This window comes from Hydrogenophaga sp., assembly GCF_014773545.1.
Classification (GTDB): Bacteria; Pseudomonadota; Gammaproteobacteria; order Burkholderiales; family Burkholderiaceae_C; genus Hydrogenophaga.
This window is the reverse complement of the sequence record NZ_SDDV01000008.1, coordinates 1-15,379: the sequence shown is the minus strand read 5'-3', so window position 1 is coordinate 15,379 and position 15,379 is coordinate 1. Positions and strand designations below refer to the sequence as shown.

Genomic DNA, 15,379 nt, shown 5'->3' with positions numbered 1-15,379 from the left:
GGGTGGCGGGCTGGCAGCGGATTGACGGCGGGCGTCATTCCTGCGCCGCCTGGCAAGGCGGCTGCTTGCTGCAGGGGTCACTGCCGGTTTGCAGGCCGCCCGAGTCTGGGAAAACCGGCAGATGCGCGGCCACGCAGGGCGCAGGTGCGGGTTTGTCGCGGTAGGTCGAATAAAGGGATAAAAATTCACGCACCTTGGCGCTTACCGAGGTGCCTTCCTGAATGGCGCGGATGCGCGCCTGGCGCACAATCGCCGCATCGATGGAAATGGTCAGATTGGTCATGGCAAGGACTCCTGCGCGTGCAGCACGTGACTCTGTGCTGCACGTGAAACTGTGCCTGAGATAATAGCGCTGTGATCGAATCTGTCAATTTTTCTTCCAGCCTGGCGGTGCGTCGGCCACTGCGCATCGAATTCCCCGAATCGCTGCCGGTTTCGGCCCGGCGGCACGAGATCGAAGCCGCCTTGCGCGCGCACCAGGTGCTCATTGTCTGTGGTGAAACCGGCTCGGGCAAGACCACGCAGTTGCCCAAGATCGCGCTGCACATGGGGCGCGGCACGTGCAACGCCAAGCCGGGCCAGCGCGGCCAGTTGATCGGCCACACGCAGCCGCGCCGCATGGCCGCCTCCAGTGTGGCCAAGCGCATTGCCGACGAGCTGCAAACGCCCTTGGGCGAGGTGGTGGGCTACAAGGTGCGTTTTCAGGACCGCTTGTCGAAAGACGCTTCGGTCAAGCTGATGACGGACGGTATTTTGCTGGCCGAGACGCAGAGCGACCCCGATTTGCGCGCCTACGACACGCTGATCATCGACGAGGCGCACGAACGCAGCCTGAACATCGACTTTTTGCTCGGCTACCTGCGCCAGTTGCTGCCGCGCCGGCCGGACTTGAAGCTGATCATCACCTCGGCCACCATAGACGCGCAGCGCTTTGCCGACTACTTCTCCAGTCCCACCGGGCCGGCGCCGGTGTTCATGGTTTCGGGTCGCAGTTTTCCGGTCGAGCAGCGCTGGCGGCCGTTTCAAGAAAGCCGCGAGTACGACCTGAACCAGGCCATTGCCGACGCGGTCGACGAGCTCTGGCGCGCAGGCGCAGGGCAGGGCGGTGATATTTTGATTTTTTTACCCGGCGAGCGCGAAATCCGGGAAGCCGCCGATCACCTGCGCAAGCACCTCAGCCACAACCCGGTGCTGCGCAGCGCCGAGCTGCTGCCGCTGTTTGCCCGCTTGTCGCAGCCTGAGCAAGACCGCATTTTTCAAGCCCACAGCGCACGCCGCATCGTGCTGGCGACCAATGTGGCCGAGACCTCGCTCACCGTGCCCGGGATCCGCTTCGTCATCGACACCGGCACCGCGCGCGTCAAGCGCTACAGCTTTCGTCAAAAGGTCGAGCAATTGCAAGTCGAGCCCATCAGCCGGGCGGCCGCCAACCAGCGTGCCGGGCGCTGTGGCCGCGTGGCCGACGGCATCTGCATCCGGCTCTACGACGAGGCCAGCTTTCAGGGGCGACCTGAATTCACCGACCCGGAAATTTTGCGCAGCTCGCTGGCGGGCGTGATTTTGCGCATGAAGGCGCTGCGCCTGGGCGCGGTGGAAAACTTTGCCTTCATCGACGCGCCGCAGCGGCGCGCCATCGTCGACGGCTACCAGTTGCTGGCCGAGTTGGGCGCAGTCGACGAGAGCAACGAGTTGACGCCGATCGGTCAGGCGCTGGCGCGGCTGCCGCTCGATCCGCGCGTGGGGCGCATGATTCTGGAGGCACGCGAGCGCGGCGCGCTCGACGAGGTGCTGGTGATTGCCGCTGGCCTGAGCGTGCCAGACGTGCGCGAACGGCCGATCGACAAGCAGGCTCAGGCCGATCAGGCGCACGCCAAGTTCGACGACGAGAAAAGCGAGTTCAGCGGCACGCTCAAGCTGTGGAAATGGCTGCAAGACAGCAAAGGCGGACGCTCCAGCGTTCGGGCTGAGCCTGTCGAAGCCCAGCGTGCGAGCAGCACTTCGACCAGCTCAGTGCGAACGGATTTGGCCAGCTCAGTGCGAGCGGATGCCTCCCACAAGCTCAGCCACCGGCAGTACGAAAACCTGCTGCGCGCGAACTTCATCAACCCGCGCCGGGTGCGAGAATGGCGCGACATCCACAGCCAGTTGCTGACCGTGGTGACCGAGCACCAGTGGCCGATCAACACCCGACCGGCCAGCTACGAGCAACTGCACCTGGCCATGCTGTCGGGCCTGCTGGGCAACATCGGGCAGAAAAATGACGCCCCTTCGACAGGCTCAGGACAGGCTTCGGACTGGTACCTGGGCGCGCGCGGCATCAAGTTCCACCGCCACCCGGGCGCCAAGCTGAGCAAGAAACCGGGGCGCTGGATCGTTTGCGCCGAGCTGGTGGAAACCACGCGTTTGTTTGGCCGTGGCATCGCCCAGATCGACCCGGCCTGGCTGGAACAAGTGGGCGGGCACTTGCTGAAAAAGCAACTGCTGGACCCGCACTGGGAGAAAAAAGCCGCCCGCGTCTCGGCGCTGGAGCGTGCCACCCTGTACGGCCTGGTGGTCTATCACAACCGGCGCTGCGATTACGCCCGGGTGGACCCGGCGGGCGCGCGCGAAATATTCATTCGTCAAGCGCTGGTGGCGCTCGAGTGGGACACGCGGCTGCCGTTTCTGGCCGCCAATCAAAAGCTGCTGCAGCAGGTGGCCGAACTGGAGCACAAGTCGCGCCGTCAGGACGTGCTGGTTGACGACGAGCTGATCTACGCCTTTTACGAGCAGCAGGTGCCGGCCGACGTCTGCAGCGGCGTCAGCCTGGAGCGCTGGTATCAGGACGCAGTCAAGCTCAACCCCAGGCTGCTGCTGCTCGCGCGCGAAGATTTGATGCGCCACGAGGCGGCCGCCATCACCACCCAGGCATTTCCCAAAACCGTGCGCCTGGGCGGGGTAGACTGCGCGTGCGGCTACCTGCACGAACCGGACGACCCGCGCGACGGCCTGAGTGTCACGCTGCCGATTTTTGCCTTGAACCAGGCCAGTGAGGACCGCTGCGACTGGCTGGTGCCCGGCATGTTGAAAGACAAGCTGCTGGCGCTGCTGAAAACCCTGCAACAACGCCCGCGCGCTCGCCTGGTGCCGCTGCCAGCGACGGCCGAAGCTTTTGCCGCCGCGCTCAGCGAACCCGCAGTGTTTGGCACTGGCCCCTTGCTTGATGCGCTGTTGAAGCTGGTGCGCCAGGCCACGCAGCTCGACATCGTGCACAAGGATTTCAAACTCGAGCTGCTCAGCCCCCACCACCTGATGCACCTGCGCGTGGTGGACGAACACGGTCGCCAGCTTGGACAGGGCCGCAGTCTGGCGGCGCTGAAAGCCGAACTCGGTGGTCAGGCGCGCGGAGCCTTTCAGGCGCTGGCCGCGCTCAAGCTGCAAAGCCTGCGGCCGGCGGCGCCAGCGCCCCCGGTCGCCGTGGCGCAGACCGCGCGAGCGGGCACCGCCGCCCCCCCCGTACCCACACCCGGCGCCGCCGTCAGCGCCGGGCCGCGCCACACCCGGTGGGACTTTGGCGAGCTACCCGAGCTGATGGAAATCCGCCAACACGGCCAGACCTTGATCGGTTTCCCGGCCCTGACCGACTTGGGGGATGCGGTGGGTATCGAGGTGTTCGACGAACCCGAGACGGCGCAGGCGCGCCACCGCGCTGGCCTGCGCCGCCTGTTTGCGTTACAACTGCGCGACGCGCTCAAGTATCTGGAAAAAAACCTGCCCGGCCTCTTGAGCATGGCCAGCGCTTACATGCAGGTGGGCAAGACGCAGGGCGGCGCGGGTGGTGGCACGCTGGAGGAGTTGCGCGAACAAATTGTCGAACTCGCGCTGGAGCGCGCCTTCCTGGCCGACCCACTGCCCGCCGACGCCGCCGCGTTCCAGCAACGCCTGGAGCAGGGTCGCGCACGGCTGACGCTGATTTCATCCGATATTGCGCGCAGCGCCGAGCTGATTCTGAGCGAATACGCCGCCGCCACGCGCAAGCTCAAAGACAGTCGCCCGCCGCCCGATCTGGCGAGCGATATTCAGCAGCAATTGCAGCACCTGCTGCCCAAGCGTTTTTTGCTCGGCACGCCATACGCTCAGTTGCAGCACCTGCCGCGCTACCTGAAGGCGGTGCAACTGCGGCTGGACAAGTGGCGCGCCGATCCGGCGCGCGACGCCGCCAAACTGGCCGAACTGCGCCCGCACGAGCAGCGTTGCTGGCGCTTGCTGGCCGAGCGCAAGGGCGTAGCGGACGCGCGCTTGCAAGAGCTGCGCTGGCTGCTGGAGGAGCTGCGCGTGAGCTACTTTGCCCAAGAGTTGCGCACACCACAGCCGGTCAGCGGCAAGCGGCTGGACAAAGCCTGGGCGCAGCTCAATCTTTGACGTGAAAGTTGGGCCGCGACTCACTTCGCTCCCCTCTCCCGCGTGCGGGAGAGGGGTTGGGGGTGAGGGAGAACGGGCATGACTTTCATTTTCCGGGGTGGCTTTCAAAGTCATGCCCGTTGACCCTGCCCCTGCGTTGCGGGCGCTTGCGCGCCGCCATCAAGCCAGCAGCGCCTGCGCGAACTCGCGCGCGTCGAAGGTTTCCAGGTCTTGCAGTTTCTCGCCCACGCCGATGAAGTACACCGGCACCGGTTTTTCGCGCGCAATCGCGCACAACACGCCGCCCTTGGCGGTGCCGTCGAGCTTGGTGATGATCAGGCCGCTGAGTTGCAGCACCTCGTCAAACGATTTGACCTGTGCCAGCGCGTTCTGGCCGGTATTGCCGTCGATCACCAGCAACACCTCGTGCGGGGCCGAAGGGTCGGCCTTTTGCAGCACCCGTTTGATTTTGCGCAGCTCCTCCATCAGGTGCAACTGCGTCGGCAAGCGGCCGGCGGTGTCGACCAACACCACGTCGCGCCCGCGCGCGCGCCCAGCGCAAACGGCGTCAAAGCTCACGGCGGCCGGGTCGCCGCCGGATTGCGTGATGATGTCGACCGTGTTGCGGTCGGCCCAGACGGCGAGTTGCTCGCGCGCGGCGGCGCGAAAGGTGTCGGCCGCAGCCAGCAGCACGCTGGCGCCGGCGTCGCACAGGTGGCGCGTGAGCTTGCCGATCGAGGTGGTTTTGCCCGCCCCGTTGACGCCTGCGACCATGATGACGGTCGGCTTGTGCGCGCCTATCACCAGCGGTTTTTGCAGCGGCAGCAGCAAGTCGGCAATGGCATCAACCAGCAAGGCCTTGACCGCGGCCGGCTCGGTGGCCTTGTGCTCTTTGACGCGACGCTTGAGGTCGGCGAGCAAAAATTCGCTTGCCTGCACGCCGCTGTCGGCCAGCAGCAGCGCGGCTTCCAGGTCTTCGTACAAGGCGTCGTCGATGCGCGTGCCGGTGAACACGGTGGCAATGCTGGAGCCGGTTTTGCGCAGCCCGGCCTTGAGCTTGTCGAGCCAGCCGCTGCGCGCCGCAGCGGGTACATCGGTCACAGCGGCGCTTGCAGCGGCCGGCGCAGCGCTCACTTCAGTCGTCGACGCGCTGCCGGGGCTGGGCGTGGATAATTTTTTTCGTAAAAACGAGAACATGGTTCAACCTCTAAAATCAAGCGCATTCTATGAAACGCAAGCTGCTTCTGTCTGATACCCTGCGGGTCGCGCTCTTGTCGGTCCTGTTGCTGCTCGGCAGTGCCGGGATTGATGCACAAAGCACGGCGCCGCAGACCGCCAGCGCCGCCAGCGTCAGCCCCGTCAGCGCGACGCAGGCACAGCGCTTTACGCTCGCCAACGGCATGACGCTGATCGTGCGGCCCGACCGCCGCGCCCCCACCGCCGTTCACATGCTATGGGTTCGGGTGGGTTCCATAGACGAAGTTGACGGCACTTCGGGTGTGGCGCACGTGCTCGAACATATGCTGTTCAAGGGCACGCCCGATCTCAAACCGGGTGAGTTCTCGCACCGGATTGCGGCGCTGGGCGGGCGTGAAAACGCCTTCACCAGCCGCGACGCCACCGCCTATCACCAGCAAGTGCCCGCGCACCGGATCGAGGACGTGATGCGCCTGGAAGCCGACCGCTTTGCCCGCAATCAGTGGCCCGACGAAGAATTCTGGCGCGAGCTCGCCGTGGTGAAAGAAGAGCGCTTGCAAGTGGTCGAAGAGCTGCCGCGCGCGCGCCTGTTCGAGGCGCTCAAGGCGATGGCGTTTCAGGCCAGTCCGGTCCGGCGGCCCATCATCGGCTGGATGAGCGACATCGAGGCCATGACGCCGCAGGACGTGCGCGACTTCTATCAGCGCTGGTACGTGCCGGGCAACGCCGCGCTGGTGATCGTCGGCGATGTCGACGTGCAGCAGGTGCGCGCGCAGGCCGAGCAGCACTTTGGCACCCTGGCGGCGCGCGCCGTGCCGCCGCGCAAGCCGCGCGACGAGCCCGAGCAGACCGGGCCGCGTCGGCTGGAGTACCGCGCCGCAGTCGATCAGTCGCTGGTGGTGCTGGCCTACAAGGTGCCGCGCTGGACCGGTGGCGACGACCCCGCCAACCAAGACGCGCTGGCGCTGGCCGTGCTGGCGGCCGTGCTCGACGGCCACAGCGGTGCTCGGCTCGAACGCGCGCTGGTGCGCGCCGTGGGGCCAGGTGGCCGGCGCAGCGCCGACAGCGTCGAGGCCTTTTATGGCCTGATGGGGCGCGGCCCGCAGTTGTTTTTTCTCAGCGCCGTGCCAGCCCAGGGCGTCGGCACCCAAGCGGTCGAGGCGGCGCTCAAAGCCGAGCTGGCGCGCATCGCGCGCGACGGCATCAGCCCGGCCGAGCTGGCGCGCGTCAAAACGCAGTGGATGGCGGCTGAAGTCTTTCAGCTCGATTCGATGTTCAACCAGGCGCGCGAGCTCGGCAACGACTGGATCAACGGCCTGGACGTGGACGCCGGCGAGCGCCTCATGACCGCCCTGCGCGGCGTCACGGCGGCGCAGGTGCAGTCGGTGGCGCAGCGTTATTTTTCTGAGCGCCAGCTCAATACCGCGGTGTTGCTGCCAGACCCGGATCGCCGCGCCGGCGCGCTTGCAGCCCGCCCTATTGATCCGGCCCGATGAAATATGAACCATTCGCCCTGAGCCAGTCCTTCGACAGGCTCAGGATGATCGGGATTCAAGGGTTTCGACAGGCTCAACCCGAACGGAAATTGAGACTTCACAGGGCCGGATCAATAAGCCGGATCAATAAGCAAGCGCGCCCTTGAATCCGACCCGCGTCAACGGATTTTTTGCCATGAACCTTTTTTTTGCGCTGTGGCGCCGTCTTTGCGTGCCCCTGCTGCCCTTGGGCGCGCTGTTTGCCGTGCTGCCCGCGCACGCCGTGATTCCGATCGAGCATTGGACGCACGCCAGCGGCGCGCGCGTGTACCTGGTGCCCAATCCATCGATTCCCATGCTCGACCTGCAGCTCAATTTCGACGGCGGCAGCCGGCGCGACGCAGCGCATCAGGCCGGACTGGCCAGCGCGACGGCGCAACTGCTGTCGGCCGGCGTGTTGGCACACGCGGGTCGGCCGGCGCTGGATGAAAACCAGCTCGGTCTGGCCTGGGTCGACCTGGGCGCGCAGTTTGGCGCCCGGGCCAGCCGCGACCGTTTCAGCGTTTCCTTGCGCAGCCTGAGCGAGCCTGAGCTGCTCGAGCGCGCCGTCGCGCTGGCCGCGCAGCAGTTGGCGGCCCCGGCCTGGCCGGCCCGGGTTTGGCAGCGCGAGCGCGAACGCCTGTTGGCAGCCATGCAAGAGGCCGAAACTCAGCCCGCCACGCATGCCGAGCGCGCGTTTGCACGTGCCGTTTTTGGCGACCACCCGTACGGCTTCGAACCCCGGGCGGCCACGCTGGGCGCCATCACGGCGGCTGACATGCGCGCGTTTTATCGCCGCCACGTCGTCGCCTGCCGGGCCAAGGTGAGTCTGGTCGGCGCCATCGACCGCGCCCGGGCCGAGCTCATCGTCGGCCAGTTGATGGCCGCCGTGGCGCCGCACGGCTGCGCTGCGCTGCCCGAGTTGGCGCAGGTGCAAGCCCTGAGCCGCGCTGTCAGCGAGCGCATTCCGTTTGCCGCCGCGCAGGCGCAGGTGCTGATCGGTCAGCCCGGCGTGCCGCGCGCCGACCCCGATTTCTTTCCCCTGCTGGTGGGCAATCACATTTTTGGGGGCGGCGGTTTCACCTCGCGCCTGACCACCGAGGTGCGGGAAAAACGTGGCCTGAGCTACAGCGTGCACAGCTTTTTCTCGCCCGGTCTGCACGCCGGTGCGTTCCAGATCGGGCTCAGCACCCGGCCCGAGCAGGCCGACTTGGCGCTTGCCTTGGCGCACGGCCTGTTGCGCCAGTTCGTCGAGCAAGGGCCGACCGAGGCCGAATTGCAGGCCGCGAAGGATTTTCTGGTGAACGGTTTTGCGCTGCGCATAGACAGCAACCGCGAGTTGCTCGATCAGGTCAGCAGCATCGCCTGGAACGGCCTGCCGCTCGACCATCTGCAGACCTGGCGCGATCAGGTGCAGCGCGTCAGCGCAGACGATGTGCGGCGCGCCTTTGCCCGCGTGCTGCAACCCGAGCGCATGGTCACGGTGCTGGTGGGCGCGCGCCCCTGAGCCGGTGACACGGCCAAGCGGGCGGCGGCTTGCTCGGCCGGGTCTGTGCGCAGCGCCACCCGGCCCGGCATGGGCAGCGCGTCTACCCGGTCTGCGCCAGCAGGGCTCGCAAGCCCGCCTCGTCCAGCACCGCCACCCCAAGCGCGTGCGCCTGCTCGAGTTTGCCGCCTGCGGCCTCACCGGCCAGCACGTAATCGGTCTTTTTGCTCACCGAAGCGGCCACCTTGGCACCGGCGGCTTCGAGCATATCTTTGGCCTGCTGACGGCTGAGTGAGGGCAGGCTGCCGGTGAGGACGAAGGTCTTGCCCAGCAACGGCCGCTCGGGCGCGCTGGTGGGTTCTTGCTCGTCCCAGTGCACCCCGCAGGCGCGCAACTGTTCGACCACCTCGCGGTTGTGCGGCTGATCGAAGAAACTGCGTATGCTGTGCGCCAGCACCGGGCCGATGTCTTTGACTTGCAGCAACTGCTCGACCGAAGCGTTCATGATGCGGTCGAGCCGACCAAAATGACGCGCCAGGTCTTTGGCGCTGGCCTCGCCGACGTGGCGTATGCCCAGGCCAAACAAAAAGCGTGGCAGCGTGGTTTGCTTTGACTTTTCCAGTGCCGCCACGATGTTTTGCGCCGACTTGTCCGCCATGCGGTCGAGCCGGGCGAGCGCGTTCAGTCCGAGTCGGTACAGGTCGGGCAGGGTGTTGACCAAACCCGCATCGACCAGTTGATCGACCAGCTTTTCACCCAACCCTTCGACTTCGACCGCGCGCCGCTGTGCGTAATGCAGCATGGCTTGCTTGCGCTGTGCCGGGCAGTACAGGCCGCCGCTGCAGCGGTGCTCGACTTCACCGGCTTCGCGCAGCACAGCACTGGCGCACACCGGGCATTGGCTTGGCATGCGAAAGGCCGCAGCACCGGGTGTGCGCTGCTCGGGCAACACCGCCACCACCTCGGGGATCACGTCCCCGGCGCGGCGCACGATCACCGTGTCGCCCACGCGCACGTCTTTGCGGCGCGCCTCGTCTTCGTTGTGCAAGGTGGCGTTGGTTACGGTGACGCCACCGACAAACACGGGCGCGAGCCTGGCCACCGGCGTCAGCTTGCCGGTGCGCCCGACCTGTACGTCGATGGCGAGTACGGTGCTGAGCTGTTCTTGCGCCGGGTATTTGTGCGCCAGGGCCCAGCGCGGCTCGCGCGTGACGAAGCCCAGTCTTTGCTGCAGCGCCAACGCATTGACTTTGTAGACCACACCGTCGATGTCGAACGGCAGTTGCCAGCGCGCGGCACCGATGCGCTGATAAAAAGCGACCAGTTCATCGGCGCCGCGGGCCAGTGCGGTCTGCTCGGCAACCGCAAAACCCCAGGATTTGAGCTGCTGCAGCAGGGCGAAGTGGGTTTGCAGCGCCGGCGCCGGCGCGATCTGGGCCACACCGTAGGCGAAGAAGCTCAAGGGGCGTTGCGCGGTCACGCTTGAATCGAGCTGGCGCACCGCGCCAGCCGCTGCGTTGCGCGGGTTGACGAAGGTTTTTTCACCCTTGGCGCCGGCCGCGATCTTGGCGCGCTGCCTGTCGTTGAGTGCTTCGAAAGCGTCCCGACGTAGGTAGACCTCTCCTCTGACCTCGAGCAGGGCCGGCGCATCGGCCGGCAGGCGCAGGGGAATTTGGCCAATGGTGCGGATGTTGTTCGTCACGTCCTCACCCACCTCGCCGTCGCCGCGCGTGCCGGCCTGCACCAGCACGCCGTTTTCATAGCGCAGGCTGATGGCCAGGCCGTCGAACTTGAGTTCGGTGACGTACTCGAGCTGCGGGTCGGCATCGCTGAGCCCGAGGGCGCGGCGCACCCGGGCATCGAAGGCGCGCGCGCCGTTCGCGCTGGTGTCGGTCTCGGTGCCGATCGAGAGCATGGGCACCTGATGGCGCACGGGCGCAAAGCCAGCCAGCACCTGGCCACCGACGCGCTGGGTGATGGAGTCGGGCGTGCGCAGTGAAGGGTGCGCGGCCTCGATCGCCTGCAGCTCGCAAAACAGGCGGTCGTACTCGGCATCCGGAATTTCCGGTGCGTCCAGCGTGTGATAGCGGTGCGCGTGGTAATCGAGCAGGGCTCGCAGCGCGGCGGCGCGCTCGCTCGGTGCGTGCGCAGATGAAGGCAGAGCGGGCGTGTTCATGGGCAATTAATTGCGGGTCGAAGCTCGTCGGGCAGCGGTGCCCGGCACGACGCTGGCGCGCCGGGACAAGGGGCCGCTGCTCAACTGAACAGCCGGCGCGCTTGCGGCGATCCGGCGCAGAGATCGCGCCGATCGAGTGCGTCGTACAAAGCTTCCAAGTCGGCACCGATGAGGTCCATGGCGTCGTTCGACAGCGCTTGACCGGCGTCGTCGGTGACCACACCGTCCATCTCCTGCGCCAGCGCGGCAGCACTCTGGCGCAGACGAACGAAAGCTTGCTCGCTGCGCGCCACGTGGGTGACTTCAAGTGCCAGCGTGATTTCGCGCAGCGCGCTGTGCTCGGGTTCTTCGGCCATCGCGGCTTGTGGGTCCAGGCTCAGGCTGAGCAGCGGCGCCTGCCCGCTTTGGCTGCCCGGCACTACCATGCGCCCAGGCAGCGAGCCGGCCACGAAGCCGAGTCGGGCGGCGTGCTGCACCACGTAGCCGGGGCTCCAGGCGGCGCTGCGCGCGCGCACGGTGAAACGGAGCTGGGCGTCGTGGCTGCTGGCGAAGGCGTCGAGTTCGCGCGCACGCCCGACCTCGGCGCGCATGTCGGGAAAATCGGGCGCAGCGCCGACGGCGTCGGCAAAGGCCTGGGTCTTGACGATGAATTCGGAGAATTCGATGTCGTTGAGCGCGCCGGTGCGATTGGCCAACTGAACGCCGGCTTGCAGTGCGCGGTAGCGCTGACCGGCACGCGGGCTCTCCCATTCGCCGCTGGCCTGGTTCTGTGCTTCGAGCGCAAACGGTTTGCTACCGACGCGGCGTGTGCCGGGCAGGGCGGCCAGCAGCGCGTCGCCTGAAACCGGTGCTTCGAGCTGCAGCGGGGCGATCACGTCGATCAGGACATCAAGCGCCTGCTTTTTGTCTGCCGGCTGCAACACCGTGTTGAGCAGAACCGGCAGCGCCGCTGCCGTCGGCGCGCGCCAGGCGCTTGCAGCCGGGCTCAGGCTGGCGTCCAGCACCGGTTCGATGCGGCCGCTTTGCGGCTTTGCGGCTGCGGCCAAGTCGGTATCGGTGCGCGCTGGCGCTGCGCCGGGTGGGCGGGCGGTGCGCGGTGCGTTCTTGCGAACAATCCAGACGTTGTAGGCGATCACGCATACCAGCACCAGAACGCCGATGACCGCCAGGCTGATTTGTAGTGTGCTCATGGTTCAGGTTCGAGTTCAGGTGGCTGCAAGCATACCGGCAGCGGACACCATGTCCACCGCAACGATACGCGAAACACCTTGCTCCTGCATCGTCACGCCGATCAGTTGTGCCGCCATTTCCATCGCAATTTTGTTGTGGCTGATGAAAAGAAATTGTGTCTGGCGCGACATCGTCCGGACCAGTTTTGCATAACGCTCGGTGTTGGCGTCGTCCAGCGGCGCGTCGACTTCGTCGAGCAGGCAAAACGGCGCCGGGTTGAGCTGAAAAATGGCAAACACCAGAGCAATGGCGGTGAGCGCCTTCTCGCCACCCGAGAGCAGGTGAATGCTCTGTATTTTCTTGCCCGGCGGCTGCGCCAGCACCTGCACGCCGGCGTCAAGAATTTCTTCGCCCGTCATCAGCAGGCGGGCGCTGCCGCCGCCAAACAGTTCGGGGAACAACTGGCCGAAGTGGGTGTTGACGCCGGCAAAGGTGTCGGCCAGCAGGGCGCGGGTTTGGGCGTCAATTTTTCTAATCGCATCTTCCAGCGTCTGGATGGCCTGCAGCAGGTCGGCCGACTGGGCATCCAGAAAGGTCTGGCGTTCGCGCGCCACCTCGAGTTCTCCGAGAGCCGCCAGATTGACCGCGCCCAGCGCCTGAATTTCGCGCTGTAAGCGGTCGATCTCGCTTGGCAGGCCGCTCAGCCGAACCTCGTCTTGCTCGACGCTGCGCTGCAGCGCAGCCAGATCGGCCTGGGCATTTTCGAGCAAGCCGCAGAATTGTTCGACCGCCAGCCGTGCGGCCTGCTCCTTGAGCTGGTATTCGGTGCTGCGCGCGCGCAAAGGGTCGAGCTCGCGTTCGAGCTGCAGGCGGCGTTCGTCGCTGGCGCGCAGCTTGCGTGTGAGCTCGTCGTAGCGCTGGCGCTGCGCGCCCAGCGCCTGTTCACATTCGATCCTGTGCGCCAGTGCCTGCTGCAGACCGGTTGGCGCGTCGCTGGCATTCAGGCCCAACAGTTCCTCGGCGCTGCGCTTGGCCGCGGCGCTTAGCGCTTGCTCCTGCGTTGCAGCCGTTTGCAGCGCGCGTTGCAGCTCGGCCTGGCGCGCTTGCAGGCTGCGCAGCGCAAATGCGGCTTCCTGGGCGCTGCGCTCGAGCGCGCGCTGTTGCAGACGCGCCATTTGCAGCGCCCGTTCGGCCGCCAGCGCCTGCTCGTCGAGCTGGAGCTGCTGCTGCTGGCCGTCGGCCCGTTGCAGGGCCAGTGCTTCGAGGCGGGACTCGGCCGCCATGCGGCGTTCCTGCAGGTCTTGCAGTTGGGCGTCGATCTCGGTCAGATCGGTGGCGATTTGTTCTTGGCGTGTGCGGCTCTGCTGCGCGCCCTGGGTCAGGCGCAGCACCTGCACCTGGCATTCGTGCGCGCGGCTGCGCGCCGCGCCGGCTGCGCGGCGCGCCTGCACCAATTGCTGCGCTGCCTCCTGCTCGCTGGCTTCGGCGTGTAGCAGCGCGGCGCGGGCCTGTTCGACCAGCAGGGTCTGGGTTTTGACTTCCAGACTCAGGTTTTCAATTTCGTGTGCGCGTGCCAACAAGCCGGCCTGAGCGCTGTCGGGCGCGTAAAAACTCAGGCTGTGCGCGCTGACGGCGTGGCCCTCGGGCAGGTAAATCACTTCGCCGGGCAGCAACTGCGCGCGCTCGGCCAGGGGCGCGGCGGCCGCTGGCGGCTGGTAAAAGCAGAGTTTGGCCGGCGGGGCGGCGCCGCTCAAGGCGCACACCTGCTCCAACCGCGCGACCTCAAGTCCGCCCAGGCGCTCGCGCAAAGCGGCCTCGAACGCGTTTTCCCAGCCGGGTTCGACCTGCATGCGGCTCCACAGCGCCGGCAACCCGTCCAGTCCGTGCTGGGCCAGCCAGGGTTTGAGTTGTTCGTTGCTGCGCAGCTTGGCCTGCAAGGCCGCCAGCGCGTCGCGGCGCGCCGACAGCTTGGCTTGCAGTGCCAATTCCTGGTTCAAAGCCTGCTGTGCGGCGCGGCGCAGCGCGTCGAGCCGGGGCAGACTGTCTTGCAGTTGCAGCAGGTGCGCGTCCTTGTGCTGGGCTTCTTCCTGCGCGAGCGCCGACTGGCTGTGCGCCGCCAGCAGCTCCGCCGGGTCGGGCGCAGGCAGCGTATGGCGCTCGGTCTGCAGGCGTTCGCCGCGCTGCCTGAGCTGAGCGCTGTGCTCGTCGATGCCGCGCTGCTCGGCCGCCAGCACCTGAATCTGCTGCTGCCATTGCGCCACGCGCGCGCGCTGCTGGCCGGCGTTGGCCTGGCTCTGGCGCCAGCCGTCTTCCAGCGCCGGCAAGGTCTGCGCCTGCTCTTGAACCTGCGCCATCAGTTGCTGTGCATGTGCTTGCGCGTCGGCCAGCGCCTGGGCCAGCCGCTCGAGTTCGCAGCCGGTGTCCTGGGCGCGCGCCGTCCAGGACTTCAGTTGTTCTTTGAGCTGCGTCAGTTGCAGCTCGACCCGCTGGCGGCTCTCCTGCACGAAGCGAATGTGCGCCTCGATCTCGCCCACCCGGGCGTTGGCTTCGTACAACTGGCCCTGCGCCTGGTTGACCCGGTCGCCGGCCTCGTAATGCGTCTGGCGAATGGTTTCCAGATCGGACTCGGTGCGGCGCAGCTCGGCGCTGCGTGCCCGGATGTCCTCGTCCGCCTGGGCGGCGCAGAGCTTGAGTCGTGTCTGTTCGGCCTGCGCCTGGGCATGTCTGAGAAACCAGAGCTGCCCTTGCTTGAGTGTGACGCTGGCGTGCAGCTTATGGTAGTGCGCAGCCCGCTCGGCCTGTCGTTCCAGCTTGTCCAGGTTGGCTTTGAGTTCGCGCACAATGTCTTGCACCCGGGTCAGGTTTTCGCGCGTTTCTTCCAGCCGCTGCGCGGTTTCGCGGCGGCGCTCCTTGTACTTCGAGACCCCGGCGGCTTCTTCCAGGAACAAGCGCAAGTCCTGCGGCCTGGACTCGATGATGCGGCTGATGGTGCCCTGGCCGATGATGGCGTAGGCGCGCGGGCCCAGACCGGTGCCCAGAAACACGTCTTGCACGTCACGGCGACGCACCGACTGGTTGTTGATGTGGTAGCTGCTGCTGCCGTCGCGCGTGAGCACGCGCTTGACCGCGATCTCGGCGAACTGGCTCCACGGGCCGCCTGCACGCTGGTCGGCGTTGTCAAACACCAGCTCGACACTGGAGCGGCTGGCGGGTTTGCGGCTGTGGCTGCCGTTGAAGATCACGTCCTGCATCGACTCGCCGCGCAGCTCGGATGCCTTGGACTCGCCCAACACCCAGCGCACCGCGTCCATGATGTTGGACTTGCCGCAGCCATTGGGGCCGACCACGCCCACCAACTGCCCCGGCAGCATGAGGCTGGTCGGGTCGGCAAAGGACTTGAAGCCGGACAACTTGATCGAACTCAGACGCACAAAGACCCACCAGAAGTCGCCGACA

8 protein-coding genes are annotated in these 15,379 nt (G+C 66.6%); 3 read left to right on the top strand and 5 right to left on the bottom strand.

Annotated features, from left to right (window positions below; translation table 11 throughout):
* Positions 1-34 precede the first annotated feature (34 nt).
* Entirely contained in the window at positions 35-283 is a 249-nt protein-coding gene (locus EST26_RS07290) for a hypothetical protein (protein ID WP_291066600.1), read from the bottom strand.
* A 71-nt stretch (positions 284-354) separates the two neighbouring features.
* Here EST26_RS07290 and hrpA point away from each other — a divergent pair, with 71 nt between their 5' ends.
* Positions 355-4,401 carry an ATP-dependent RNA helicase HrpA gene (gene hrpA / locus EST26_RS07285; RefSeq protein ID WP_291066599.1) on the top strand — a complete coding sequence of 1,349 codons (4,047 nt, stop codon included), beginning with the start codon at positions 355-357 and terminating at the stop codon, positions 4,399-4,401.
* A 159-nt stretch (positions 4,402-4,560) separates the two neighbouring features.
* On the opposite strand, the gene ftsY is transcribed toward hrpA, so the two are convergent.
* The gene (ftsY, locus tag EST26_RS07280; RefSeq protein WP_291066598.1) at positions 4,561-5,577 is read right to left on the bottom strand and encodes a signal recognition particle-docking protein FtsY; all 1,017 of its coding nucleotides are present in this window, start codon (positions 5,575-5,577) and stop codon (positions 4,561-4,563) included.
* 203 nt (positions 5,578-5,780) lie between these two features.
* Between ftsY and EST26_RS07275 the strand changes: the two genes are divergently transcribed.
* Both EST26_RS07275 and EST26_RS07270 read left to right on the top strand, forming a co-directional pair.
* On the top strand, positions 5,781-7,073 hold the full coding sequence (locus EST26_RS07275) for a pitrilysin family protein (protein ID WP_291066728.1): 1,293 nt from the start codon (positions 5,781-5,783) through the stop codon (positions 7,071-7,073).
* A gap of 175 nt (positions 7,074-7,248) precedes the next feature.
* Positions 7,249-8,598 carry a pitrilysin family protein gene (locus tag EST26_RS07270; protein ID WP_291066596.1) on the top strand — a complete coding sequence of 450 codons (1,350 nt, stop codon included), beginning with the start codon at positions 7,249-7,251 and terminating at the stop codon, positions 8,596-8,598.
* Between the two features lie 82 nt (positions 8,599-8,680).
* Here the strand turns inward: EST26_RS07270 and ligA are convergent, their stop codons facing one another.
* The 3 genes from ligA to EST26_RS07255 all read right to left on the bottom strand — a co-directional run bounded on the left by ligA (position 8,681) and on the right by EST26_RS07255 (position 15,354).
* Positions 8,681-10,753: an NAD-dependent DNA ligase LigA gene (gene ligA, locus EST26_RS07265; protein WP_291066595.1), complete on the bottom strand. Its 2,073-nt coding sequence runs from the start codon at positions 10,751-10,753 to the stop codon at positions 8,681-8,683.
* Between the two features lie 80 nt (positions 10,754-10,833).
* Positions 10,834-11,943 carry a cell division protein ZipA C-terminal FtsZ-binding domain-containing protein gene (locus EST26_RS07260; RefSeq protein ID WP_291066593.1) on the bottom strand — a complete coding sequence of 370 codons (1,110 nt, stop codon included), beginning with the start codon at positions 11,941-11,943 and terminating at the stop codon, positions 10,834-10,836.
* A 15-nt stretch (positions 11,944-11,958) separates the two neighbouring features.
* On the bottom strand, positions 11,959-15,354 hold the full coding sequence (locus EST26_RS07255; protein WP_291066726.1) for a chromosome segregation protein SMC: 3,396 nt from the start codon (positions 15,352-15,354) through the stop codon (positions 11,959-11,961).
* Between the last annotated feature and the right edge of the window lie 25 nt (positions 15,355-15,379).

Excerpts from the sequence above, each read along its gene's own strand:
- EST26_RS07290 (WP_291066600.1), bottom strand. The coding sequence starts at position 283 with ATGACCAATCTGACCATTTCCATCGATGCGGCGATTGTGCGCCAGGCG.
- ftsY (WP_291066598.1), bottom strand. The coding sequence starts at position 5,577 with ATGTTCTCGTTTTTACGAAAAAAATTATCCACGCCCAGCCCCGGCAGC.
- EST26_RS07275 (WP_291066728.1), top strand. The coding sequence starts at position 5,781 with ATGACGCTGATCGTGCGGCCCGACCGCCGCGCCCCCACCGCCGTTCAC.
- EST26_RS07270 (WP_291066596.1), top strand. The coding sequence starts at position 7,249 with ATGAACCTTTTTTTTGCGCTGTGGCGCCGTCTTTGCGTGCCCCTGCTG.
- ligA (WP_291066595.1), bottom strand. The coding sequence starts at position 10,753 with ATGAACACGCCCGCTCTGCCTTCATCTGCGCACGCACCGAGCGAGCGC.
- EST26_RS07260 (WP_291066593.1), bottom strand. The coding sequence starts at position 11,943 with ATGAGCACACTACAAATCAGCCTGGCGGTCATCGGCGTTCTGGTGCTG.